The following is a 24,022-nucleotide window of genomic DNA, read 5'->3' as shown; positions in this document are numbered from 1 at the left end:
CACAATCGACTCAAGAAAACCTTTCTGTTATCAATATTTAATGCAAATGAAACTAAACTAATGGTTGAAACATTCAATAAAAATAAGGTCAAAAAATTTGGCTATAAATAAATTGGTTTGTCTAATGGAATATAATAACTAAAAAAAGAATACACACTACAAAAAACTAAGTTTGAAATAAGTATATCCTTCAGACTTAAATTGCCCCTCGCCAATCACTATACTTCATCACAATGTAAACTTTACAAAAACCCACTCCTTTTGCATAAGCAACAAAAAAAAAGTGTCAAAAATTGGACACTTTTTTTTCAACACACTGTATATCCAAAAATTATAATATCAGGCTATTTTAGAACAGATTATATTTTAGGGGAAATAATTATTATTTCTGAAGATTTTTTAATTTTTCCTCATATATCGGTGCTACAGTTTTAAATCTTTCTGATTTTTTTATTAAGGGTATTATTTTTTTATATGCTGATATTAACTTTTTTTTGTTATTATTCAATTCATAAAAACGAGATAATGTAAAATTTAAGACCAAATCATCCTGATAAGTTTTTATAGCATTTTCTCCAAATCTAATCATCTCTTTAATCTCTGATTTGGATAAGAAATCAATATTATCATATGATAAACTTAAGGCACTAGTGTAAATATTCGCATTTAAAATATTCATTTTTTTATAAGTTTCAATTGCCATCGATATGTACGAATAAAACTCTTTGAAATTTTTATCATACTTTAAAGAATATGTGGCTTCAGTTATGTATTGTGTTTTTTCATACATAAACGGTTCTCTCTTGTACTCATCTGCGAATTTACCTTTAATATTTTCTATATAAGTCCTAAATTTCAAATCTCCTTTACTACTATATTTATAAATAAAGAAATTGTTTGACTTAACAATAAATTCAGAAAAAATCTCCTCGTCAATTATATTTTTATATTCGTTGTAATGATTCAGCACAAAATTGATATATTTTTCTTCTTTAGATAAATAAATAGATATTATTTTAAAATCCTTTTTATTTATCCATTTTCCAATATCTTTTACCGAAATATACCACCCAAAAATATCAGTTAATCTTTCAAATAGTTTTACTCTTTCTTCTTTTTCCTGTATATACGCAAATTGATAACCATCTATTAATAGATCAGCTATTAATTCAAGGTTTCTATCTCCTTTATTATATTTTTCTAATAAATGATTAAAGTTCTCATCTGGCTCAACAGCTTGCTTGACATAACTTATTAATATATCTGCATCGGGTGCTGCACCCTCAATCCTTTTTAATAGTTTTCCATCAGCATCATAGATTAGCATTGTAGGATAACTAGTAATATTATTATCCGCTGCAAACTTTTCCCCTTCTACTGAGCCACAATCTATCTTTAAAGAAATGACATTATTATTAAAATAATCCCCTACTTTTTTCTGTGTAAAGATATTTTTCGCCATAACTTTACATGGTCCACACCACTGTGTATAACAATCAATAAATAAAAATTTATTGTTCTCATTCGCCAAGACTAAAGCCTCTTTAAAACTACATTTTTCAAACTTTATTCCTTGTGAAAATGCACTACAAGTGCATATAATTAATGTCAGAGATATAATAATTTTCTTCATATTCTAGATAACTATATTTAAGCGGCCAGGATTTACCTGGCCACAATTATTAATATTTATTCTGTTCCAGTATCACCCCGAATTTCTCAGCTAATTCTATATCAGTATAAGGGATTGGAAAAGCAAACTTCAAATAATCAGTCTTCGGATAAAACTCATAAGCCTTTGGTCTATCAGTGAAGACATTATTGTTATCAAATTCAAAAAAATCCCTGCTTAACTTCTCAGGAATATAAGAGAACTCACCATTAGCAGCAATACGTCTAAGATCATACCATCTACTATAAAAAGGCATTTCACGTCTACGTTCATCTAAAATCTTTTTAATTGCATCATCTTTCGAAACAAAAGTTAGATTTCTAATATCAGAAGGTGCTGAAGCATCAAACCTTTTTAATCTAAATTGGTTGATAATATCCTGTGCTTCACCTAGATTACCCTCTCTTGCTTCACATTCAGCTTTTACAAGGTACATGTCAGCAAGATTTAATCCAATATGATGTAGCCCCTTATAAGCACAAATTTTGATAGGTGCATTATAGGTATTGCCTTTCAGAAAACCTCTAAAAAAAGATTCAGTATATGAGAAATTTTGAACAAATAAATATTTCCATCTTAAATCATAACTTCTTTGATCTTCAGTTTCGCCATATAGTTGAATGAGGTCGTCTGTAGGTACAAGCCAGGGCTTGCTTGAAAAACCATCAGTTTTATAATAAAAATTTTCTTTCCAATCAAAAGGCTCAAAGGTATTATTTGAAGTCATTGGCATTTTCACCGTATCCTTTACAATTACACCTGATTCAATCATCACATCAACTTCTTTATTAACACTTTCGTCAGCATAAGAGACTTCAGTATTAAAATCTATCAATGAAGCTGCACCACTATTTACTATAGCTTTTGTAGCATAATCTTTTGCATTACTATAATCACCTATCGTAAAATAGACTTTAGAAAGTAATGCATAAACAGCAGGTTTACTTGCTCTCCATTGACATATATTTCCTATAGGGGCAATTTCTAATTCCTGATCTTTCAAGAGTTCTTCTGAAATTTTTAATTCATCTATGATAAACTGATACGTATCTTCTAAACTTGATCTAACGGGAAAATTAGCTATACTGGGAAACGTTTGTATCGGAACTCCCAGATCTTCACCGTTCGATTTATCAGCTTTATATGGTAACGAAAAAGTATTGACAAGATTAAAATGAGAAAAAGCACGAATAAAATGTGCATCAGCTTTTAATCTCAACTTTTCTTGTTCTGTTCCACTTACATCCGATAAATAATCCAGAATGGTATTCGCCCGATAAATTATAGAATATTCACTCTCCCAACAGCTGCGAGAATATTTTACAGCTGTAAGATTTTTAAAACTCCAAGTTAAAGGAAATTGCATCCCCATACGACTAAATGTTTTATCATTCTGCTCCTGGAAAATTCTAAGAGCATTAAAATCATCACTTAATAATACTTTATCATCGGATGCTGAAACATACATATCATCTGATGACAATAATCCTATAAGATAGTCGACATGAGTAGGAACGATATCGCTTTGTTTACTAGGAACCTTTTCTAAAAGATCATTACAAGCTCCCAACAAGAACGAAAATGATATTATTAAAACATATATTTTTTTCATTGTACGAAATTTTAAAAGTTACATTTTAGCCCAAAAGTAAATACTGCCGTTGGCTTGTTAAATCCATACTCAGGATCTTCATTATAATCATTAAATAAGATGGTCCCAATATTATTTACCTGGCTATATAATTTACATGCGTCTAACCCTAATTTAGAAATCATCGTATGTGGCATATTATAAGTGACACTTATTTCTTGAAATCTTATATGAGAGGCATTTTCAACTAAATAATTCATCTTATTCTGTGCCAAAGGATAATTTCCTAGTTGTGTATTATAGCCTTGGGTTGGCATTGGCATCTGTTTATCAGGATCAACACTTATAGCTTCTTTATATAGTGAAGATACAGAGGTATTCGTTACTGGTAAATAAAAATCATAAGCTTCTCTCATAAATTTATGACCGAATTTACCTGTTAATATAAAGGAAATATCAAAATCGTAAATTTTAAAATTAGAGTTAAATCCCAAAACATAAGGAGCTCTTTTTGTTCCGCTATATACAGAATAGTCAAAAGGTGTACCCGTAAGGTTCCATGTGTCCACGGCACTATGCTTTGTGTTTTTAGAATCGTATATCATAGGTTCATCATTCACCAATCCGGCATACCTCCTGGTCCATAAAGCATTAGCATCATAGCCTGACGCGTATGCAAAATATCCACCATTAACCAAATCGTTAACTCCTGTAGGTTCAGCTAATACATTTGTTATTTTATTTTTATTATATGCAAAAGAAAGATTACCTGACCACACAATATCATCTTTTAAAATAGAAATATTAGTACCGAATTCCATTTCAAGACCACGATTATACATTTCAGCAGCATTCAAATTAGCCAAATTTGCTCCTGAATACCTAGGTACTGATACCCTACAAATTAAATCTTTACTATTTTTATTATAGAATTCAACTTTACCAAATAATTTGCCATTAAAAAGAGAATAATCTAATCCTAAATTGAAAGTATTAACTTTTTCCCATCCTAAATCAGGATTACCATAACCATTCACTATTTCCGACTCCAATCCTCCTGTATATGAATTACTTAATGGCTTTACATTTAAAACTGTTTTTGCGGAGCTACCTTTATTCGCATTTCCATTTACACCATAACTCGTACGAATAGCTAATCTGTCAATCCAATTTAAATCCTCCATAAACATCTCTTTGCTAATATGCCAAATACCACCAATAGACCAGAATGGAGAATATCTATATTTAGGATCATCCGCAATAAAATTAGATGCATCCGTTCTGGCAGAAGCAGTCAATGTAAACTTTTCATCGTAAGTATATGCCAAATTACTATACATTGAAAAATAAACCTCTTGGGAATATCCTGGTAGAGCAGTGGTTCTGAACCCAAAAAGGAGACCATAAGCTTGTCTACCTATAATAGTAGGATAAGGAGAAGTGACCGGTTCCGGAATAATTCCCAGGCGCATTTGAAGTGCAGTAATAAATGATCTATCAGAGCCATCCCCATGTAGAAGTGATGCTGAGCTTAATCTATTATTATCGTAACCATAACCACGTGGCTGTGCCCATATATTTGTTGTTTTCTCACTAACTTCTGTACCAACTAATGCACTTATGCTATGTTTACCAAAATCTCTATGAAAATTTAATTGATTTCTGAAGTTATACGATTTAATTTCAGTATCTGCCTTATCTAAAAATTCACCTTTAGGAAGTCTTTGTGTAACTTCATTAGTATATTTATCCCAACCACTCGTTGCATTTACACGCATCCTAACTTCAAATGAATTCTCAAAATAGCGTTCATTAATTCTTTGATCATATATCTCATATTGGAATTTAGAAGACAGATCAAGTCCTTTTATAATTTTAAAGTTAAGTCCTGCCTGAAAACGGGCATTAATATCCCTTGCATTAAAATCTCTTGCATTTATTTCCTCTATAGGATTAAAGGTCCAATCCTGATAGGGAAATTTATCTTTTATTGGAGCTATATATCTGGCAAAATTTGGCCCATAAATAGTTGTACTGCTTCCACTAATACCCCATTTTGTCATTACCCCGTTAGACCATCTAGCCAGTGAACCATCAGCATTTTTTAACATCTGGTAGGGTGCCACACCTTTAGCATAAGCTACAGGTGAATATGAATTATATATCTTTGAACCACTTCCATTATATTCCTCATTATTATAATTTAAAGTCCCATTAAAAGAAAAATCTAAATTTTTTAATATCTTATAATTTAGTTTATAATTTACCATGTATTTCTTCAGATCATTATTTTTATTATCACCCTTACGATCTTCAAACATTAATGATAAACGGTTATTCATTTTATCATTTCCACCAGAAACAGCTAAATTATATTGTTGCGTAAAATTTTGCTGTAATAAATATTTCTCTATTTGCTTCGTATTATCCAATTTAGATAAAGCAGACAGCCTATTATCTCTTTCTTGCAATGTTATTTTACCCAGATAATGTTCGTTAAAAGCAAGTTGTCCGGCTGATAAATCACCCATTGCAACATGGCCATTATTATCACTTATTGAGCTGTAATATGGAATATACCCACGTTCACCGTAATTATTCTCAGTGGTATATACATATTTCTCCAATTCTATTTGATCTGCACTGGATAGTCTATTAAGAGTTTTTCTAAGATTCGGTTTATTTTTGAATTTCCAGAAAGAACTAAATTCAACTTTTGCTTTATTTTTTGTTGAGCCCTTTTTTGTAGTAATAACTATCACACCATTAGCAGAACGCGCTCCCCATATTGAAGTTGCTGCTGCATCTTTCAATATTGTAACACTTTCAATATCATTTGGATTTACAGTTTTAAAATCGCCCTCAATAGGAAATCCATCTACAACAACGAGTGGTTGTGATACCCCAACATTAGGTGTTGTAATTGAAGATTGTCCCCTTATTTCAAACCTTACATCACCACTAGGGTCTCTCACTTGTTGAAGACCAGTTACTGTTCCTACCAATCTTTCGCTAATATCAGAAACCGGTTTTTCAATTTGTTTCGAATCAACTTTCTCAAAAGACCCAGTCGCACGCTCTTTAGATATAGTTTGATAACCAGTAACAACAACTTCTTCCAAATTTGCAGTATCGTATTGCAATACAACATTCAAACTACTTTGAGCATGATAAGCTATCTCTTGCTGAACCATCCCAACAAAAGAAAAAACCAAGACTGCATTTTCATGGTCAAATTGAATAGCATAATTCCCATCAATATCTGTTGCCACTCCAGTCGACGTCCCTTTTACAACGACTGATACACCAGGTAAAGTTTCGCCATTTTCATCAGTGACCTTTCCTTTGATTTCTCTTTTTTCTTGCTGAATGGGTGCAGATTTTTTCTTATAAGAAATAACCACCACATCACCTTTAGTCTGGTATTCAAAGGGTACTTCTCTCAAAACTTGATCTAAACAATTCTCAAGGCTTGTTTCTTCCAAATCTACTGAAACCTTGTAGCCTTTAAGATCATTGTAGTTAAAGACAAAATCGTAAGAGCTGAGTTCTTCAATACGCTCCAAAGCCTCTGATAGTTCAACTTCTTCGAGTTTTAATTTCGAGATAATCGTCTGTGAATTCACATTGGCATGCGTACTCATCAATCCAAAAATCAGCATTAATTTTAATAAGCCTAAGCGCATAAAAAAGCGTTTTCTTTTTCCTTTATCCCATGTAGATAAAGGAATGGTTAGTTTTTTTTTCATAAATTTGTCATGAAGATTAATAATAATTCATTCCTCCAAGAATGAATGTTACTTTATTAGGGATAGCTCCAACTATCCCTTTTTTTATTTTGGTTTAGTTTCTATTTACATCCGATATCACAAGGGCCTTTCCTTTCACACTGATATTTATTCTTCCTGTTAGTTCCAATCGTTTAATCACCTCATCGAAACTCACGGTTCGGTCGGCTCTCATTCTAAACTCAAAATCTTTCACATTGGCATTCTGATAAAAGACTTTAAAGTCGTACCAGCGTTCAAGTTTCAAAAGAATATCTTCGAGTCTCTCTCGTTCAAAATAAAAATAGCCGTTACGCCATGCGGTGTATTTTTTCACATCGACTTGAGAAATCAACAATTCTCTACTACTAGTCTCAAGCTTTGCATTTTCGCCAGGTGATAATAGATGTTCGTTTCCTGTTAGCTTATTTTCCAAACCGACCTTGCCTTCAACAAGTGTAATATTGGCATCTTCGTTGGGATAGGCACACACATTAAAATGCGTTCCCAGCACTTTGGTATTCACATGATGGGTTTTTACAATAAAGGTTTGTTCCGGATTTTTTGCGACCTCGAAATAAGCCTCACCAATTAGTTCTACAGCTCTTTCATTCTCAATAAACTTAAGAGGGTATTTCAGTTCTGATTCTGAGTTCAGCCAAACCTTTGTGCCATCTGCCAAAACGATTTGATATTCGCCTCCTCGTGGTGTTTTAAGCGAGTTAAAAACCATTTTCTCTACGACACTATCCTGTCCGTTCTGATATTTGTATGAAATACGTTTATCCGTTCCAGCTAAAATTTCAATACCAGATTGTTCATTTATGCTTAAGTCCTTACTCCCATCTAAATAATGACTTTCTCCTGTAGAGGTTGTTAAAATAGCCTTAGAACTACCATGAATAATGCTATCCATAGTTTGTGCGATAGGATCATAAGACGTAAGGGGCAATTCGAATACCAAAAGAAAGCTCACCGATAATATAAGCACAAGACTGGCAGCGATCATCCGAAACCACTTACGTTTTTGCTTCTTCTGGATACTATACCTTATTCTTTGCCATTCCAACTCAACATTAGGCATGTCAATTTTCTCAACATCTAATAAAGCCTCCTTATTCTTTCTAAGTTCGTGATACAAGCTCACAAGCTCCTTATCGTCTTTATTATCGACAAGAAACTGGGCTATTTTACCCTTAGGCTTATTAAAAAGCTGTATGATCTTCTCTATATCTTCGTGTTGATATTTCATTTGATATTTTTTATAAAACGATTCCCGTTAGGATGAAACAGGAATAAAAGAAAACATAATTTTCGGATTTGATCCATTTTTCAATTGCTCTCTATTACTAACACAGCAAAAAACAAAAAAGGGTGATATCTTTTTATTATTTTTTTGTAGAAATAAAAAACAAAAGTATTTCTCCTGAGAAATCATTGCGCAAGCGCTTAAGCGATTTGGAAATATGTGTTTTAACGGTATTCACTGACAGGTCTAACTCTTCAGCAATCTCTTTATAACGTCTATTCTCTATAAAACACATTTTAAAGATGATACGACCTTGTGGAGGAAGTTCTTCAATCGCTGCTTTAATTTTAGTAATGAGCGCTTCATGGTCTCTATAATCTTCTTCTACCATTTCAGAAGAATCGATTTTATAGTCGCTGTATTTTTTCTTCACTTCTTCATGACGTAAATAATTGATGGCCTTATTTTTCGTCATACTGTAGAGCAAAGACTTTATGGAGTAGGTGATATCAATATTGTCTCTTTTTTTCCAGATTAATTCGAAAACATCATTCACAATATCTTTTGACACATCGGAGTCATTGGTAAAACTATAGGCATGATAATACAAACCCTTATAGTTTTCCTTAAAGAGTTCTTCGAGTATGGCCTTATTGATCAGTAGTTTTTTCAAAAAATCGGATTTAGGCTTAAAGCTTATTATAATACTCGTTTAGTTTTTGAAATGGGTGATAAAAGTGCACGAATTTCTAAAAAAAACTTAAATAAACGTGAAAATTGAAGGCCTCACCCAAGAGAAATATAAGAAAAAGAAATCAACTAAAAGGATTGAAACCTCATGATTTTCATTGTACTAAATACCTGCTTATACCTATAAGACACCTATTCGATTAAATTGGGTAAATGAAGCACAAAACTAAATTGGATTATACGCTCCTCGCCCGCCTTAGAGATGAATTTAAAAAAGGAAAATCTTCTAGACAGATTAAATTTATAAAAACGAAAAAAACACCCCCGTAGTGTAGCTAGCTTCCAATATAATATTTAATTCAGATTCATGATATTTTTGACTGAGATGTTGAAGGTAGCCATGAAAACAAGTATTTGGGAATCTGAAGGGAGATTCTATTTATAGTTTATTTTTCTCAAAACAAAGCTCATGAAATCTTAGTTTATCTGAAAAACCGATAAGGTCCATAGCCTCCCACATCCTAAGTCGTATCCTCATATCCTTCTCCTTTCGAAACATTTGAAAAGGACATACACTCTCTTTCATACAAAGAGGACATCCAAATATGAGCCCTATATAATCGTTTTTCATTATAAAAAGTTATAAGGTCTGTAGGAACTGAAAATACCACCCCGAGGTGGAGGTGGTACCAAACCTAATTCATTGCACAAGTCAAAATGCATGGATCCGATATAATATAAAATCAGGTTAGGCTGATTTAAAGAATTCCTTAAAGTGGCAAACTATTTAATAAAGTTCTTAGCTCTGCTTGAGAAGGTCTTGGCGCATCAGATTATAAATCACTTAGCTTAATTAGTTCTGATATAAACTTTCCTCTTTCTTCATAAAATGGGAAATGAGCCGAGTTTTCAAACCAAACAAGCTGTTTTCTTGGGGCTTTCAAAGTATTATAATATTGTTCAACTAAGGTAAAAGGGGTATCGTAATCATGGTTTCCCATAAAGAAATACACAGGTAGGGATAAATCAAGGTGAGTTCGAGAAAAATCAAAAGACCAGACATTGGGATCATCAAACAATTGCTGAGAAAAATTAACCCCCTTACTCCATTGGTCTTTATAATCAGCATATATGTCATCAGACAGGATAAGATCAGTTACTTCATCTGAACTGGTCTGACCAAAGATACTTCCACCATAAAACTCCATCCATTTATTGGTTATTTCATACCCCTTATCATTCAAGTATTCACCATCATTATTTGGAGCCCCAACCGACACAAGTTCATTAATTCCAAAACTATTATTATGAGTAGTAGCTTGATTTAAGGCAAATGCATAGCTATGCTGTTCATTTTTTATCACATTCACAACCTGCCCAACGCCAATATAAGCAGAATAATCTTGTGGATAATCCTTAATTAATTCAATACCCAACACAGTTCCCCATGAATGGCCGAGTAAATAGATTTTATCCTTATTAAATTTATTTTTTAGCTTAATTGTTAATTCATGTGCATCAGAAATAGATTGATTAAGTGTCATTGAAGAAACGTCTATATCATCAGAATATGACCGACCTGCACCTCTCTGATCCCAATTTACTATGATAAAATGATTTTCTAATTCCGATAATTTCATATGAAAAAGGGGTAGCATGGCATAGCCTGGCCCGCCATGCAATATTAATAGAACAGGTTTTGATAAATCATTGCCTTTCACACTAATCACTTGGTCTATTCCTCCAATCTTCACAAATTCAATTGGCTGAAATTTAGGTGTCTTATCTTCTGTTAATTTGTCTTTTTCACAAGAGCAAAGATTCAAAGACAAAGCGATAGTTATCAAAAATAAGTAATTCTTCATATTCCACATGTTTGCTTGGTTATTCTAATGAATATTAATGGGTTGCCAAAATTAAGAGTCATATTCAAACCTCTCTTAAAATGAAATATTAGCAGTAGTTTGTTTTCATCTTATATTAAAAACTATATCCCAGGCTAATACCTAAATATGGAATAACAGAATAATCTTCTATATAATATTCTCCGGAAATACGGAATAAGGGGTTTGCATACACCCGAAAAATTAAATTGTTACCAAAATGTTTTCTCCATCCAATAATTGGAGAAAGTTGGTAAGAATTCAATGTTTCAGTATAACCTGAGGCATTACTTTTACCACTCCAACAAGTCCCCCCAATCCCTAGCTCAAGGAAACTGCTTTTCTTTCCTAAGTTAAAAGTAACTTGATGTGGTATGGCAATTCCACCATTTAATGGAACGGTTCCTATTCCAACAGAAGCATTCACAAAATAATTTGTCTTAACAAAAATCATTCTGTTGTAATTTACAGATGCGAATAATCCTGTTCCACCTATCGATAAATCAATATTATTTTTTCTTTCCATTATTCTTCTCAAGTCATCATCATTTTCCTGACTATATGCCATTACTGATAAAAATAAACACAACCCAACTAAACTAACAATTCTAATTTCTTTCATTCTATCTACTATTTATTTAAAATTTCACATCTATAATCTTGCAACTAAATAATTAAGATGATTATTTGCTTTAAATGTCAAATAAGACACATACTAAATCCTGAACAACGGCACGTAAGATTTGGATTTCTAACAGTCATCCTTAATACATGGTTCTATTATTACTAAACATGTAACAGAACCTAAACCCTACTTTATTTCACTTTAATTAACAATTACAAGATTAATATTTGACTCCCTTACTAAATGGTCACAAAAAACCACCCCCGTAATGGAGGTGGTATCAAACCTAATTCAATGCACGAGTCAAAATGCACGAACTAATAGTAAATGATGAATAATACGAATGCTCTTTTACAAGTCTAATTCGTTAAGTAATTCTTTTAATTTTGGATTTGATGGGAATGGCGCATTGGCATCAACTATATTTCCTTCCGGATTCAAAATAATAAAGCGAGGAATAGTGTACACCTTATAGGCTTTTGCAAATTCTGATTCTAGGGCTTTATCAGACAACAACTGAATCTCCGTCATATCTTTCTTTTGAATCATTTATGCCATAACTGATTATTTTACTCCTCCATCCAAAAACTTGGTAGACCATAAACCTTTTTTTGCTCTATCAGGTGCTAATTTAACTGATTTTGCAGCTTCAATTTTTGCCTCTTCAACTTTACCTGCTTTGTATAAAACACAAGCATAAGTATCCAAGTTCATATAATTAATATCCAATTCAATAGAACGCTCTACCATTTTTACTGCATTGTTTAACAGCTTATTCCCAAGATCAACTTTTGCAATAGCAATCATCCAAGCATAAGAATTTAATTCATCAGACTTATCATATGTAAATTTGAAAGCGTAATCCACTAAGGCTTGATAAAATACTTTCTGATTTGAACCTTTTTGAAGCAACTTCAACTCCATGAGTGCCAAAGCTTGAGTCCCCAATTCCTGATCCAGCTTTTTCAACTGATTTCCCTTGGCTGATAAAGCTTCTTTATCGCCCTTTTCAGCCAAAAACACCAATTCTTCACTCATAGTATTTAAAAGATATGAATCAATCTCTGCTTGAGTACTTACTGCATAAAAATCTTTCCGATTAGTCAAAATATATCTGTAAATTGGGTGAGAAGTTGATTTTATTGTATTATTAATTATCATTAAATCCGATTTATTCGTCAATTCTTCTAGCTTCTTACTTGCAAAATAGTAATCAACAGCTTCCTTTGAATAAACACCAACACCCTCTGAATCTATGATATATTTTTTTAAAAAATCAGAAGTACGATCCCCATTTTTGAATCGCTCATTCATACTATTAAAATTGTTATTTTCATCTAACGCAATTTGAGCTGCTTTTATTAAAGATTTATTGTCAGAAGCTCCTACTACTCGATGTTGAACATTTCCTTCAAAATCTAACCACAATAAAGTAGGAAATGACTTAACTTGGTACTTTCCACTTATAAGTTTACCAGCGTCTGACTCCATATCCATCTTCATATTTATAAATCTTGCATTAAAAAAATCTCCAACCTCATCGTTAGTAAACACTTTCTTAGACAAATATTTACATGGGCCACACCAAGTCGTGTAACAGTCTATAAAAATCAACTTATTTTCTTGTTTTGCTTTAGCAAAAGCCTCGTTTAAAGTTCCATGTTCAAACTTAATTCCCTCTGAAAATACATTCCCAGAAATTAGTAAGACAAGCAGTGATATAATTATTTTTTTCATATTTAATTATTTTATATTAAAATAAGTGAAGTGTTTAGTGTGAAAGAATTATTTACACTAAATGCTTTTGGAGAGAAAATTAAATTATGGATACTACGCTTAAGATTTACTTACCTTAAGCGTAGATACGCAGAGTCATTTCTACTCTGCGTATCCAAAAAAAACATTTTATTAATCTGATAAAAGACTGACTCTATCAATATTACTTCTTAATGAATATTGGTTGGCCAATTTGCGCCATCTGTCCTAGTCAGTCTTACCTTGTATGCTCCTGGCATTAAAATATTTTCTGTTCCAGTAAGCTCAATATCCAGCGACACTCCATCTATATTTGAGAATTTCCAGCCTGCGCCTAATCCCCATACATCTGCCACCTGTGTTTCACCAGTATCTGAATTAAACACTAATGATGCCATAAATGGCATACCTATGTTTGCATTGAACAGATAAGGAGCATCATATGTTCCAGAAGCAGTTGTTGCAGTTATAGTTATTTCATCAGAAGCAAAAGATGCACCAATCATTTCTAATAAGTCTTTCCCTGCTAACCACTCTACCTTAAAAGTATTCGGCCAAACAGGAGATAACTCCAAATATAATCCTGAAAAATCATAACGATATTCTCCTCCAACATAATTCCGAGAATCCATAACAGAACCATCTTTTGCAGTTATAACCCAATGAAGTTCGAACAGATCACCACTTAAAACTTTTGATACTGTCCTATCATTTTTAAAATCTGAGCTAAACATTTGATACACCTCTTCTGCATTTAGTGCAAGAGATAATTTTCCATCTTCAGGAATAGCTGATATGGTTCTTAGCAGTTTCCCATTGGTATCAAAAGGTGCTGAATAGTTATAGCCATCGCGTTCTTCTGCTGTTATATAAAAGTCGATCTTCGAAAGTTCTGTTCTAGCTTTTTTCGAATTAATAACAACATCCAGTTCGATACTCGTATTTTTCCAATACTGCAACGAAGTTTCAACACTCTTTTCCCAAATAAAGTTCTCTTTTCCTTCAACAGCATTTATCTTTAAATGGGTGGATTCTTGCCAGGTAAGAGACTTTTCCTTTAAATCTGCAAAGTTATCGTCACATGATTGAAGAGTAAAAAACAAACTCCCAATCAGCAGATATTTTATATATGAATATATTTTCATCTGATTATTATTTTAAAGATTAGAATTTAATGCCTGAACTTTCAATGGAATTGGTAATGCGTACTTAGAACTCCCTGGTTCTAATGTGTGCGTTTTTGAATTGATTACACGTGTAAATGTTGGTATCGATTCTCCCAAAGCATGGTATCGTTTTAAGTCAATCAAATAATTACCTGTTGCCATTAATTCTTTACGTCTTTCTTGCTTTACTTTATTCAGAACAGCCGTATTATCAGCAAAATCAGAAGCTACTAAGGGTGTAAAACTCTTTATTCTTTTTACTAATAATGTATTTAAAGCATTTACCGCTCCATCTTTATCATTCGTTCTAATACAAGCTTCAGCCTGAACCAAAGTTAAGTTCGCTACAGATAGACCTGCTTGTGATGCTTTATCTTTACTAGCATAAGCAACATTCGGACTCACGGTAAGATCGCCAAAACCCGAATTAGGGTTCGCTTTTGAACTAGAGAATAAGATGTATCTTTGGTCGTTAACCTGATCAAACAAGGCTCGTAAATCAGGATGGTATAAATGCCCATCGTAAGGGAAAGAGTATGACCATTGATTAATGCGACTCCAAATGACTGATTTATCATTTAATCCTAAAGTGAAATCATCAATATTTAATCCAGACCAGGCATCACCAGGTCTTTTATTCGAAAAAGTCGTATAATCATACAAGTGATTATACAAAACCAAAGCTTCACTTGAATACGTTTTTGCAGCAGCAAAATCCCCCATATGCAAGCTGACTAATGCAAGCAAGCCCTTAACAGATGCAAGACCAGGTCTAAAATTTGCTTCCTGATTAATTGCCGGGGCATTTTCCAATAAAGGAGCTGCTACTTTTAAGTCAGATAGAATCTGGTTATAAATTTCGCCTACTGTTGATTTTGGAATATCAACCGTAATATTTGCTTCCATTGGCATGGGGATAGCCAGCTTATCTTTTGTGTCAGTTGAATAGGCCGGAACATATTCACAGGCCAACAAAAAATATTCCATAGCTCTTTGTCCATAGGCTTCTCCTTTGACTCTTATTCTATCCGTCTCGGTAAGAAGACCTAATGGCGCATCATCAATCTCTTTGATAATTGTATTATAGACATATATATTACTATACAGTATATTCCAGTCCTCATCATTTTCACTAACAGAATAAATATTTTCAGCCCATTTGTATTGATTCACCAGACTTTTGGAAGACTGAATTAAATTCAACATTTTGTCGCTGAGCAAGACATCAGGATCCCAATAATTTAAGTTAGTCCAGTTAGATCTATGCATAGTAGGAGATTGCATAAGCATATCAAAATCATTAACCGACTCAGGAATAACAACTCCGGTAGGTTTCACATCAAGAAATTCATCAGCGCTACATGAGCTCAGCAATATAGCGATGAGTATGATATATATATTTTTCATCATCATTATTATTAAAATTTAGCCTTTAAGCCAAAGGTGAATGTTTTTAAATTATCGTATGCCATTCCTCTGTAAGCCTCAGGATCAAAGCCTTCTTTATTGGCTACCCACAGAAAAGGATTGGTAACCTGAGCCGTTAATTTTAAACTCTTAATAAAACTTTGATTCAAAAGATTATCAGACACAGTATAAGCTAATATAATATCTCTAACTCTAATAAAAGCCGCATCATAAACATTATCTTGTGAATATCTATAAGCTATATCATCATAAAACATTTTTTCAAAGCCTTCATTTTCTACTGTTGAAGGATTTTTCCCAAAATAACTAATCCTAGGGACTCTGGTTTTTAATTCATCGCCTGGCTCTTGCCATCTGTCTACCCAGTGATCTTGAATCATTGTGCCAGTTGCACCATTAGTTATATCGCCATAATTATGGCGGAATTTATGTCCGAACTTATAGCTTAGGTTAATACTTATATCGAGATTTTTATAGGAAAAAGTATTGGACAAACCACCATAGTAAGGAGCAACTGATTCACCATTATAAATTAATTCTTCTTCGGGGAATGCACCATAAAGGTCAGCATCTTTTCTTGCTTTAGTGGTTCCATCTGTATTATACAATAACATATCTCCATTTGAATCCAGACCTGCATAATTGTAGCTGTAGATATTATTAACAGACTCTCCAACAGCTAGCTTTCCTCTATTAACAATCGAATAGGCAGGTCTTTTCTCCAAAATATCTGTAACTTTGTTTTTGTTATAAGAAAAATTCAGATTCGAAGTCCAGGTAAAATCACCTTTTTGCAGAAGCGTCCCATTTAGATTTAATTCAAGCCCTCTATTTTGCATAGAAGCATAATTCATTACTGCATAGGTAAAACCTGTGGTAGGATCTAAATCTACAATTCCTAATAAATCAGAACTGTTTCGCGAATAGTATTCAATGCTACCATTCAATTTGTTATTTAGCAAGGCAAAATCAACTCCGACATTAAATACGGCGGTTTCTTCCCACTTCAATTTTTCATTAGCTGCCTGAGATAAACGTAAATACTTATACTGGTTTCCAACCAAAACTTGAAATTTACTTTCAGCTTGTGCGTATGGAGAGTATTGATTACTCGCATTTCCGTTTATACCATATGTTGCCCTAAGTCTCAATCGATTAACAAAATCAATATCCTGCATAAAATCCTCTTTGGCCATATTCCATCCAATACCTGTCGACCATAGAGGTTTATATCTGAAATCAGGATCGCTACCAAACAGATTCTTTTGATCGACACGAAAACTGGCTGTTAAAGAGTATTTTTCTTTAAACTCGTAACCAATATTTGAAAACATAGAAAATTCCCTTAGATCTGTATTGGAGGTTCTATAAAATGTATCATACAACCTATTATTTCCTTTCCAATCACTTATTTCACCACCTATAAACTTTTCCTGATTAACAGGTATCGACGTTGTAGACTGCTTATCGTAACCATACTTTTTATCGCTGAAAGTACCCCAGGTTCTCTTTCTGATTTCAGTCCCAGCAAATACATTTAGTTTATGGTCGGTCCACTCTTTATCCCAAGTCATAGTATTTCTAAAATCCCAGGCTTTTACCTCTGATCTTTCCAATAGATACTCCGTCCCTAAAGGTAGCTGTGATTCTCCATTTTTAAAGAACTCATTCAACCTTATTCTATGACTGGGCAAGCTCATGGAATTATACTGATCTACATTATTATTTTCTTTCTCGTACTGAAAGCTTGAAGAAAAAGTTAAGTTCTCAAGAATCTTATAATCCAAGCCAAATTTGGCACGAATTGAAAACCTTTCGTTGCTCTTATCAGTATTTCTTTGTTCGTCCAATTGATTAAAGCCATAGGACCCAATACCAGGTAGAGCTTCTCTTTGCAGAGAGGTCCATCGGTCTCTTGTCTTGTAATATTGTATGGTTTGTCCGTTCTCATCAACTAACTCATCGTAAGGATGTTGAATAGCGATAAGAGCTGGGTCAACACCATTCGCCTTGATTTCATTCAGCGAACCTGTTACACCTACAATAAAACTAAGTTTATCGTTATACTGATAAGTGTCCTGTAAACTAAATGTAAAATTCTGAGATGAACTCCCTATGGATGAACCTAAGTTATCGTTATAAACAAGAGAGCTGTAAAATGTATTTTTATCACCACCTCCTGATAGTGACAGGTTATAGATCGAGCTCATTGCATTTCTTAACAGGTATTTCTCCCATTGTTTTTCAACATCCTTAGTTCGTAAATTATCTACATATTTATTGAATTGTCCTTGCGACCATACATCTCCATCAGGTGTCTTATCTTGCAGATGCAACCAAGCTTCATCGTATAAACTAACACCTTGCTGTTGTCCTAGTAATATCTGATTAACACTCCAACCCTTATCTAGAAATTCTCTATTCACATCAATATGATCAGAGGTTGACATATAGTTCATTTTTGAATAATCGATCTTTTCTGTAATGCCTAAATGAGTAGAAAAACTTACATTCAGTTCCTCATTCTTCTTTCCTTTTTTGGTTGCAACAACCACAACACCATTACTTGCTCGTACACCCCAAATAGAAGCAGCCGAAGCATCTTTCAATACGGTTACCGACTCAATATCTTCAGGGTTAATTGAAGACAGATCACCTTCAATGGGAAAGCCATCAACAATAAATAAAACCTCATCGTTGGCATAAAGCGTACTCACCCCACGAATTTGAATTTTACCATTAACCACATTTAATCCGGCTACAGTCCCTTCCAATCGTTCAACCAAACTCATTACCGGGCGCTGCTCCAATACTTCATTGTCTATTTTAGCAAATGATCCTGTTACTCTTTCTTTCGAAATAGTTTGATACCCAGTAACCACAATCTCAGCCATTTGTTCTGCATCAGCTAATAGGATCACATTCTGAACTGATTGTCCATTGTAAGCAATCTCCTGAGCAAGCATTCCTACAAAGGAGAATACTAAGACGGCATTTTCATTCTCAAATTGGATAAAATAATTACCATCAATATCTGTTGCCACTCCAGTCGACGTCCCTTTTACAACAACTGACACGCCTGGCAGGGTTTCGCCCTTATTATCGGTAACGGTTCCCTTGATTTCTATTTTTTCCTTTTGCTGGCTTGTTGCCTGGGGTTGAACGATTTTCTCAGCTTTAAATATCACAATCACCTCATCCTGTACCTTATAATCCAGGCTGGTTCCTTCCAGTACATCCATAAGAATTTTCTGTACACTCGAATTTTCCATATTCATATTCACTCTGATATCAGGATTAATATCCTGTATCTTGTAAAGAATACCATAACCCGTTTGTACTTTGATATCTTCGAACACTTCAATTAGCGTGGCATTCTCGTACCGGACTAAAGAAACCTCCTGTGAAAGTCCATTAGCAAAAGCACTTAGGTTGAGTGCCAAAAATAGAATAATAAAATTCCTCATAATCCAATAGTTCTTCTGCCATTTCCCTCTTGTCGGAAGGAAATGACAATTCCAGTTTTTTTTCATAAATTTGTAATGATTAAGGTTAAACTAAGAATACCGCATGTATTCTTTTAACTGCCCGAAAAGTGTTGTCGCATTTTTCGGGTTTTCTTTTGGCTTTGATTATATTTTTTGATTAACAGTTAGTACATTTCCTTTAACTTGAAACTCAACATCCGATCCCAGTTCCAATAAATCCAGGATGGTTGAAAAATCATCGAAACGTTTCATTTCCCCCGTAAAACGTATATTTTGAATTGTAGAATTCTGGAAGAAGACCTTCACATCGTACCATCTGGATAGTTTACGAAGAATACTTCCCAAATCTTCATCATTAAACTGGAATCGTCCATCTTTCCAGCCTGTATATAAACCAGTATCAACCGTTCTAACCTCTCCTTTCAAGGCTCCTTTATTATAAGCAACTTGCATATTGGTTTTCAGCATCATCTTCTCAACAATGCCTGTCTCATTTTTCAGGTCGACACCAACACTTCCTTCAACCAGAGTCGTATATACAGCTTCCTCATCCTCATAGGCCATCACATTAAACTCGGTACCATATACCTTGACATCCATAGTGTTGGTTTTTACAATAAAGGCGTGTGCTTTATCCTCTGCCACATCGAAATAGGCTTCACCTTTCAAGTGCACAATGCGGTCTTTCCCAACAAACCTGTCGGTATATTTTAATTCAGAATCGGAGTTGAGCCAAACCTGAGTACCATCAGAAAGCTGTAACTGGTACTCCCCACCTTTGGGTACGACCAGACGATGCCACTTAGTTTTCATTTCGGCCAACTGTTCACTATTGTAGGACAGTTTATGATTGCTATTATTTAACTGATCTCCTTCTGGGGTTTTTATCAAGCTGTTCTGCTGGTCTTCAAGATCGATCATTTCACCATTGGCCAAAACCAAAGTGGCTTTTTGTGTGCCAGGTTTGATGTTATCCACCAGAATTTCATCGTAGCTTTCTACCGAATCGATGGCATGATAAACCAAATACCCCCCTATTGCCAAAGGCAGAATTAAAATGGCAGCATAGCGAACGAACTCTTTAAACAGGGTTCGCACTTTTGTTTCTGCCTTTAATTGGGGTTCCAATTTTTTCCAGGCTTCACCCAGATCAATTTGATTGTACTCCTCTTTCTTTGATTCAAGATCCAAGTCCTGGCTGAGTCTCTCATAAATAGTTCGATTTTCGTCCGACTCATTTTTCCATACATTGAGAAAATCAGTTTCCGACTCGCTTAACAAATCAGTTCTCTCTTTGTAAATGAGTTTTGAAATTTTAATATGTGCTTTGGTAGTGCTCATCATTTTAATTGGCTTTTGTACTTATAATACACCCTAGCCAAACAAAAGGACAGTGAAGAATGGATTTTTTTTTAAAAAATCTAAAATTAAGTCTTTAAGGTTCAGCTATTCTCTGAAAGTTAGGGCTTTTAATAGGATAAAGCAAAGGAAGTTTTGGGGTAAATAGCCTGAAAATAAGGGCTGAGGGACATAGCATCTTAAGCCCCGGGAGTCATTCACATTCAAACGCTTACAAATCGAGAAGGTGAGCCAATAGCGGTAATAGAAAAAGTTGATCCTTTAAGCGTTCTCTTAGAATGGTAATCGCTTGATTTTTGTGGTATTTCACCGTACTGGTTGATAAATCGAGTTCTTCAGCAATTTGTGCATTCTTTGCCCCATTCATGCTCAAAGTACACACCTTTCGGGTCTGCTCAGGCAAATCGTCAATGGCCTGTACCAGCAAACGATAGGTTTCTTCTTCTATTAAATGATTCTTAAAGAAAAGCTCATTCGACTTATCCAGTAAGATCTCTTTCTGATGAGCGTCAATTACTTTTTGATGACGAAAATAATTCAGTGCTTTATTTTTCACACTCATATACAAGAAAGCCTTTATGGTTGAAGCATCCTCTATGGTTTTCCTCTTTTCCCAAAGTTTTACCAAAACTTCTTGTACCAAGTCTTCGGCCAAATCATTGTCCTGCACATATTTTTTTGCAAAAATCAGCAATGCTTTATAAAACGTGTCAAAAATACACTTGAAAGCCTGTCTGTCGCCTTTGCGAAATAAGTCAAAGTCTTGCGGGGTAAACATATTCGTGGTTAAGGATCGTGTTAGAATGGCCTAAAGATATTTTTTTAGATTGATAATACAAAAGATTAGGGAATGCAATAAAAAATACCCCACACAGTTTGACTAAGTTGTATAGGGTATTCAATTTATGCAACTGACAGATTTTTAGTTGAGATAAGAAAAATAAAAAATAGGAATATCACCTCTCTTTGAATACATCTGAAAAAAAACAAAACTCTTAAATACTATTAACTATATTAATTTAAAGGTATGGTAAATTTGAATTCACTTCCTTTTCCTATTTCACTTTCTACCCAAATTTTACCGCTGTGTTTCTCTACAAACTCTTTGCATAGTAGCAAGCCTAAACCCGTTCCTTTTTCACCTGAGGTACCATAAGTTGTTAAGAAATCATTGGGTTTAAATAATTTGTCCAGATTTTCAGAATTAATACCAACACCTTCATCTTTCACACTAAAGGCTATGTCTTTTCCAGTATTAATTACCGATACATAAATATTTTTACCAGAATGGGTAAACTTAATGGCGTTGGTCAATAAATTCCGAAGAATGGTCATCAACATATTCGGGTCAGCGTAACCCCATTGCTGAGGTGAACTTTGGTTATGAATGCTAATATTTTTAATTCTTGTCGTTTCAGTCAATAATAAGGTACATGCATCAATTATTTCATACAAATTAACCTGAGTGGGCTTAAACACAACTTCATTTCTCTGGCTTTTAGCCCAAGCCAAAAGGTTTTCCAATAAATCATAAGTTGCACTAGCCGATTTTTGAATATCTTCTAATATTTCGCTTATACTAAGAACATCACTTAAATTTGAAGTTGAGAGTGTCAGCTCTACAAGCTGCTTTAAACCACCAATTGGAGAACGCAAATCGTGACCAATAATTGAAAAGAGTTTATCTTTAGTAGCATTAAGCTCTTCTAACTGGCGTTTGCTTTCTTTTAGAGCTTCTTCAGCTTTTTTACGTTTCGTAACGTCGCGAAAGCTCCATACTCGTCCAATATTTTCTCCATCCAATTCCTGTGGTCGGGAGTAAAACTCGAATGTTCTACCATCTTTAAACCCCACAACATCAAAAGACTCATCGTCGGTCAAATACAAGTCTTCTACTTTTCTGAGGAAGATTTCAGGCTCAGATAATTGACTGAGTACCGATGCTAACAACTTTTCATCTTCAAAAGTCGCAAGAACTGAATCTGGAATTCGCCAGAGTTCCACAAATTTTTTATTAAACGTTCTCACTTTTCTTTTTCTGTCGACCACAAGAATACCATCGACAGTTGACTCAAGTGTTGCAGTCACTAATGACAAGGATCTTTTCAGTTTTTTTTCTACTTTTTTTCGATCGGTGATATCCCGTGTTATGCCGAGTACACCAGTTATTTCATCATTTTGAAGACGCAAAGGAACACTATTGGTTTCCAACCAAATTTTTCTACCTTTTAATCCTGTAACTTGAAACTCCAGCTTACCTCCTCCTCCTTTTAAGGTTCTTACAATTAAATCAGCAAAAGTTTTTTTGTATTCTTCACCTATTAATGGTAGCATAGACAGACCTAAAACCTGATCCAAATTATCTGCATCAATCATATTAAGACCTGCCGGATTCATATAGACTAATTTCCCCTCAAGGTCGAGAATCTTTACACATTCGGGTTCCGTTTCGAGAATCATGCTAATACGTTTTTCACTTTCTTTAAGTGCTTCTTCATTTTTTTTACGATCTGTAATATCATCAATAGCGACAATCACATGGAGATGCCCTTCAATATCAATTGGCTCAGCACTAACGCTAAGGCAGCGTTCCTCAGGCTTACCATTAATCATTAAACTTAAGTTCAGTTCAGCTCCGTGAATCTGAGTACTTTTTGCAATAATTTGCTCTATTCCATTGCGTAAAGGACAAGCTGGGCATGAATTGGAAAATCCACAGCCTTTATGTGTCTCAAAACTATGAACACAGCCAAGCCCATCACCTACCCTGCGACCTACGATTTCAGCTGGATCACGAAAAATCATTGAAGAGATAGCCTGATTAGCATTGACAATTGCCGTTTCTCTATCAAGAAGAAGTAGCCCCATAGGTACTGCTGAAAATATTTTCAAAAAATGATCATGCTTCTTCAAAAGTTTTTCTTCTGCCTTTTTTCTGATCTCTATCTCATGAGTTAGCTTTTTATTAGCAGCTTCTAATTCTGAAGTTCTCCGAATTACCAGTTGTTCAAGTTCATCATTTCTCATGTTAACTTCTCTTTTTTATATTTATCAAAATATCATTTAATGATTGGAGTTCTTCAATCTAATTTTCAAATTCCACGAATCTTAGTTTCCGAGCCAAGCTGTTTCTTCACATTTAACAGAGCACAACTTATTTGTAATGTTGATACTAGCCTTTAAGGTAAGAAAAAAAAAATGACCATTCATAACTATTATATAAGATGTTTATTTACACATCAAACACAATCGGAATGTCATTAATTGGATTTATAAGAGACTTATTATTACAAGACTTACTCCTGTTGCAAAACAAAAATCCATCAAAACGAAAAAACCACCCCCATAA

Annotated in this window: 15 protein-coding genes; all 15 read right to left on the bottom strand. The window is 34.0% G+C overall.

Annotation, left to right across the window (positions count from 1 at the left end):
* Positions 1 to 382: 382 nt before the first annotated feature.
* Complete coding sequence (locus DWB61_RS12620) at positions 383 to 1,633, bottom strand: thioredoxin family protein (protein WP_125031268.1); 1,251 nt, start codon at positions 1,631 to 1,633, stop codon at positions 383 to 385.
* 49 nt (positions 1,634 to 1,682) lie between these two features.
* Positions 1,683 to 3,284, bottom strand: coding sequence for a RagB/SusD family nutrient uptake outer membrane protein (locus tag DWB61_RS12615; RefSeq protein WP_125031267.1), 1,602 nt, complete (start codon positions 3,282 to 3,284; stop codon positions 1,683 to 1,685).
* Positions 3,285 to 3,295: 11 nt separating this feature from the next.
* Entirely contained in the window at positions 3,296 to 7,012 is a 3,717-nt protein-coding gene (locus DWB61_RS12610) for a SusC/RagA family TonB-linked outer membrane protein (RefSeq protein ID WP_125031266.1), read from the bottom strand.
* A gap of 94 nt (positions 7,013 to 7,106) precedes the next feature.
* The gene (locus DWB61_RS12605; RefSeq protein WP_125031265.1) at positions 7,107 to 8,282 is read right to left on the bottom strand and encodes a FecR family protein; all 1,176 of its coding nucleotides are present in this window, start codon (positions 8,280 to 8,282) and stop codon (positions 7,107 to 7,109) included.
* Between the two features lie 136 nt (positions 8,283 to 8,418).
* On the bottom strand, positions 8,419 to 8,952 hold the full coding sequence (locus tag DWB61_RS12600; protein ID WP_156190251.1) for an RNA polymerase sigma-70 factor: 534 nt from the start codon (positions 8,950 to 8,952) through the stop codon (positions 8,419 to 8,421).
* An 850-nt stretch (positions 8,953 to 9,802) separates the two neighbouring features.
* Entirely contained in the window at positions 9,803 to 10,834 is a 1,032-nt protein-coding gene (locus DWB61_RS12595; protein ID WP_158614410.1) for an alpha/beta fold hydrolase, read from the bottom strand.
* A gap of 115 nt (positions 10,835 to 10,949) precedes the next feature.
* The gene (locus DWB61_RS12590; protein ID WP_125031262.1) at positions 10,950 to 11,474 is read right to left on the bottom strand and encodes a hypothetical protein; all 525 of its coding nucleotides are present in this window, start codon (positions 11,472 to 11,474) and stop codon (positions 10,950 to 10,952) included.
* 354 nt (positions 11,475 to 11,828) lie between these two features.
* Positions 11,829 to 12,026, bottom strand: coding sequence for a TlpA family protein disulfide reductase (locus DWB61_RS12585; RefSeq protein ID WP_125031261.1), 198 nt, complete (start codon positions 12,024 to 12,026; stop codon positions 11,829 to 11,831).
* Positions 12,027 to 12,041: 15 nt separating this feature from the next.
* Positions 12,042 to 13,214: a thioredoxin family protein gene (locus tag DWB61_RS12580; RefSeq protein ID WP_125031260.1), complete on the bottom strand. Its 1,173-nt coding sequence runs from the start codon at positions 13,212 to 13,214 to the stop codon at positions 12,042 to 12,044.
* A 209-nt stretch (positions 13,215 to 13,423) separates the two neighbouring features.
* Complete coding sequence (locus tag DWB61_RS12575; protein WP_125031259.1) at positions 13,424 to 14,377, bottom strand: hypothetical protein; 954 nt, start codon at positions 14,375 to 14,377, stop codon at positions 13,424 to 13,426.
* A 12-nt stretch (positions 14,378 to 14,389) separates the two neighbouring features.
* Positions 14,390 to 15,805, bottom strand: coding sequence for a RagB/SusD family nutrient uptake outer membrane protein (locus DWB61_RS12570; protein ID WP_158614409.1), 1,416 nt, complete (start codon positions 15,803 to 15,805; stop codon positions 14,390 to 14,392).
* An 11-nt stretch (positions 15,806 to 15,816) separates the two neighbouring features.
* Positions 15,817 to 19,359: a SusC/RagA family TonB-linked outer membrane protein gene (locus tag DWB61_RS12565; RefSeq protein ID WP_125031257.1), complete on the bottom strand. Its 3,543-nt coding sequence runs from the start codon at positions 19,357 to 19,359 to the stop codon at positions 15,817 to 15,819.
* 99 nt (positions 19,360 to 19,458) lie between these two features.
* Positions 19,459 to 20,655: a FecR family protein gene (locus tag DWB61_RS12560; RefSeq protein ID WP_158614408.1), complete on the bottom strand. Its 1,197-nt coding sequence runs from the start codon at positions 20,653 to 20,655 to the stop codon at positions 19,459 to 19,461.
* Positions 20,656 to 20,884: 229 nt separating this feature from the next.
* Positions 20,885 to 21,451 (bottom strand): RNA polymerase sigma-70 factor, encoded by a 567-nt coding sequence (locus DWB61_RS12555; RefSeq protein WP_125031255.1) that lies wholly within the window; start codon positions 21,449 to 21,451, stop codon positions 20,885 to 20,887.
* Between the two features lie 236 nt (positions 21,452 to 21,687).
* Positions 21,688 to 23,700 (bottom strand): sensor histidine kinase, encoded by a 2,013-nt coding sequence (locus DWB61_RS12550; protein ID WP_125031254.1) that lies wholly within the window; start codon positions 23,698 to 23,700, stop codon positions 21,688 to 21,690.
* Positions 23,701 to 24,022: the final 322 nt, after the last annotated feature.

This window comes from Ancylomarina euxina (assembly GCF_003863355.1).
GTDB lineage: Bacteria > Bacteroidota > Bacteroidia > Bacteroidales > Marinifilaceae > Ancylomarina > Ancylomarina euxinus.
The sequence above is the reverse complement of the archived record's forward strand: the minus strand, read 5'-3'. Positions and strand labels throughout refer to the sequence as shown.

Bases quoted from the DNA above. Each gene is read 5' to 3' on its own strand.
- DWB61_RS12575 (WP_125031259.1), bottom strand. From the start codon at position 14,377: ATGAAAATATATTCATATATAAAATATCTGCTGATTGGGAGTTTGTTT.
- DWB61_RS12590 (WP_125031262.1), bottom strand. From the start codon at position 11,474: ATGAAAGAAATTAGAATTGTTAGTTTAGTTGGGTTGTGTTTATTTTTA.
- DWB61_RS12585 (WP_125031261.1), bottom strand. From the start codon at position 12,026: ATGATTCAAAAGAAAGATATGACGGAGATTCAGTTGTTGTCTGATAAA.
- DWB61_RS12560 (WP_158614408.1), bottom strand. From the start codon at position 20,655: ATGAGCACTACCAAAGCACATATTAAAATTTCAAAACTCATTTACAAA.
- DWB61_RS12570 (WP_158614409.1), bottom strand. From the start codon at position 15,805: ATGAAAAATATATATATCATACTCATCGCTATATTGCTGAGCTCATGT.
- DWB61_RS12580 (WP_125031260.1), bottom strand. From the start codon at position 13,214: ATGAAAAAAATAATTATATCACTGCTTGTCTTACTAATTTCTGGGAAT.
- DWB61_RS12565 (WP_125031257.1), bottom strand. From the start codon at position 19,359: ATGAAAAAAAACTGGAATTGTCATTTCCTTCCGACAAGAGGGAAATGG.
- DWB61_RS12610 (WP_125031266.1), bottom strand. From the start codon at position 7,012: ATGAAAAAAAAACTAACCATTCCTTTATCTACATGGGATAAAGGAAAA.
- DWB61_RS12620 (WP_125031268.1), bottom strand. From the start codon at position 1,633: ATGAAGAAAATTATTATATCTCTGACATTAATTATATGCACTTGTAGT.
- DWB61_RS12550 (WP_125031254.1), bottom strand. From the start codon at position 23,700: ATGAGAAATGATGAACTTGAACAACTGGTAATTCGGAGAACTTCAGAA.
- DWB61_RS12555 (WP_125031255.1), bottom strand. From the start codon at position 21,451: ATGTTTACCCCGCAAGACTTTGACTTATTTCGCAAAGGCGACAGACAG.
- DWB61_RS12595 (WP_158614410.1), bottom strand. From the start codon at position 10,834: ATGAAGAATTACTTATTTTTGATAACTATCGCTTTGTCTTTGAATCTT.
- DWB61_RS12605 (WP_125031265.1), bottom strand. From the start codon at position 8,282: ATGAAATATCAACACGAAGATATAGAGAAGATCATACAGCTTTTTAAT.
- DWB61_RS12615 (WP_125031267.1), bottom strand. From the start codon at position 3,284: ATGAAAAAAATATATGTTTTAATAATATCATTTTCGTTCTTGTTGGGA.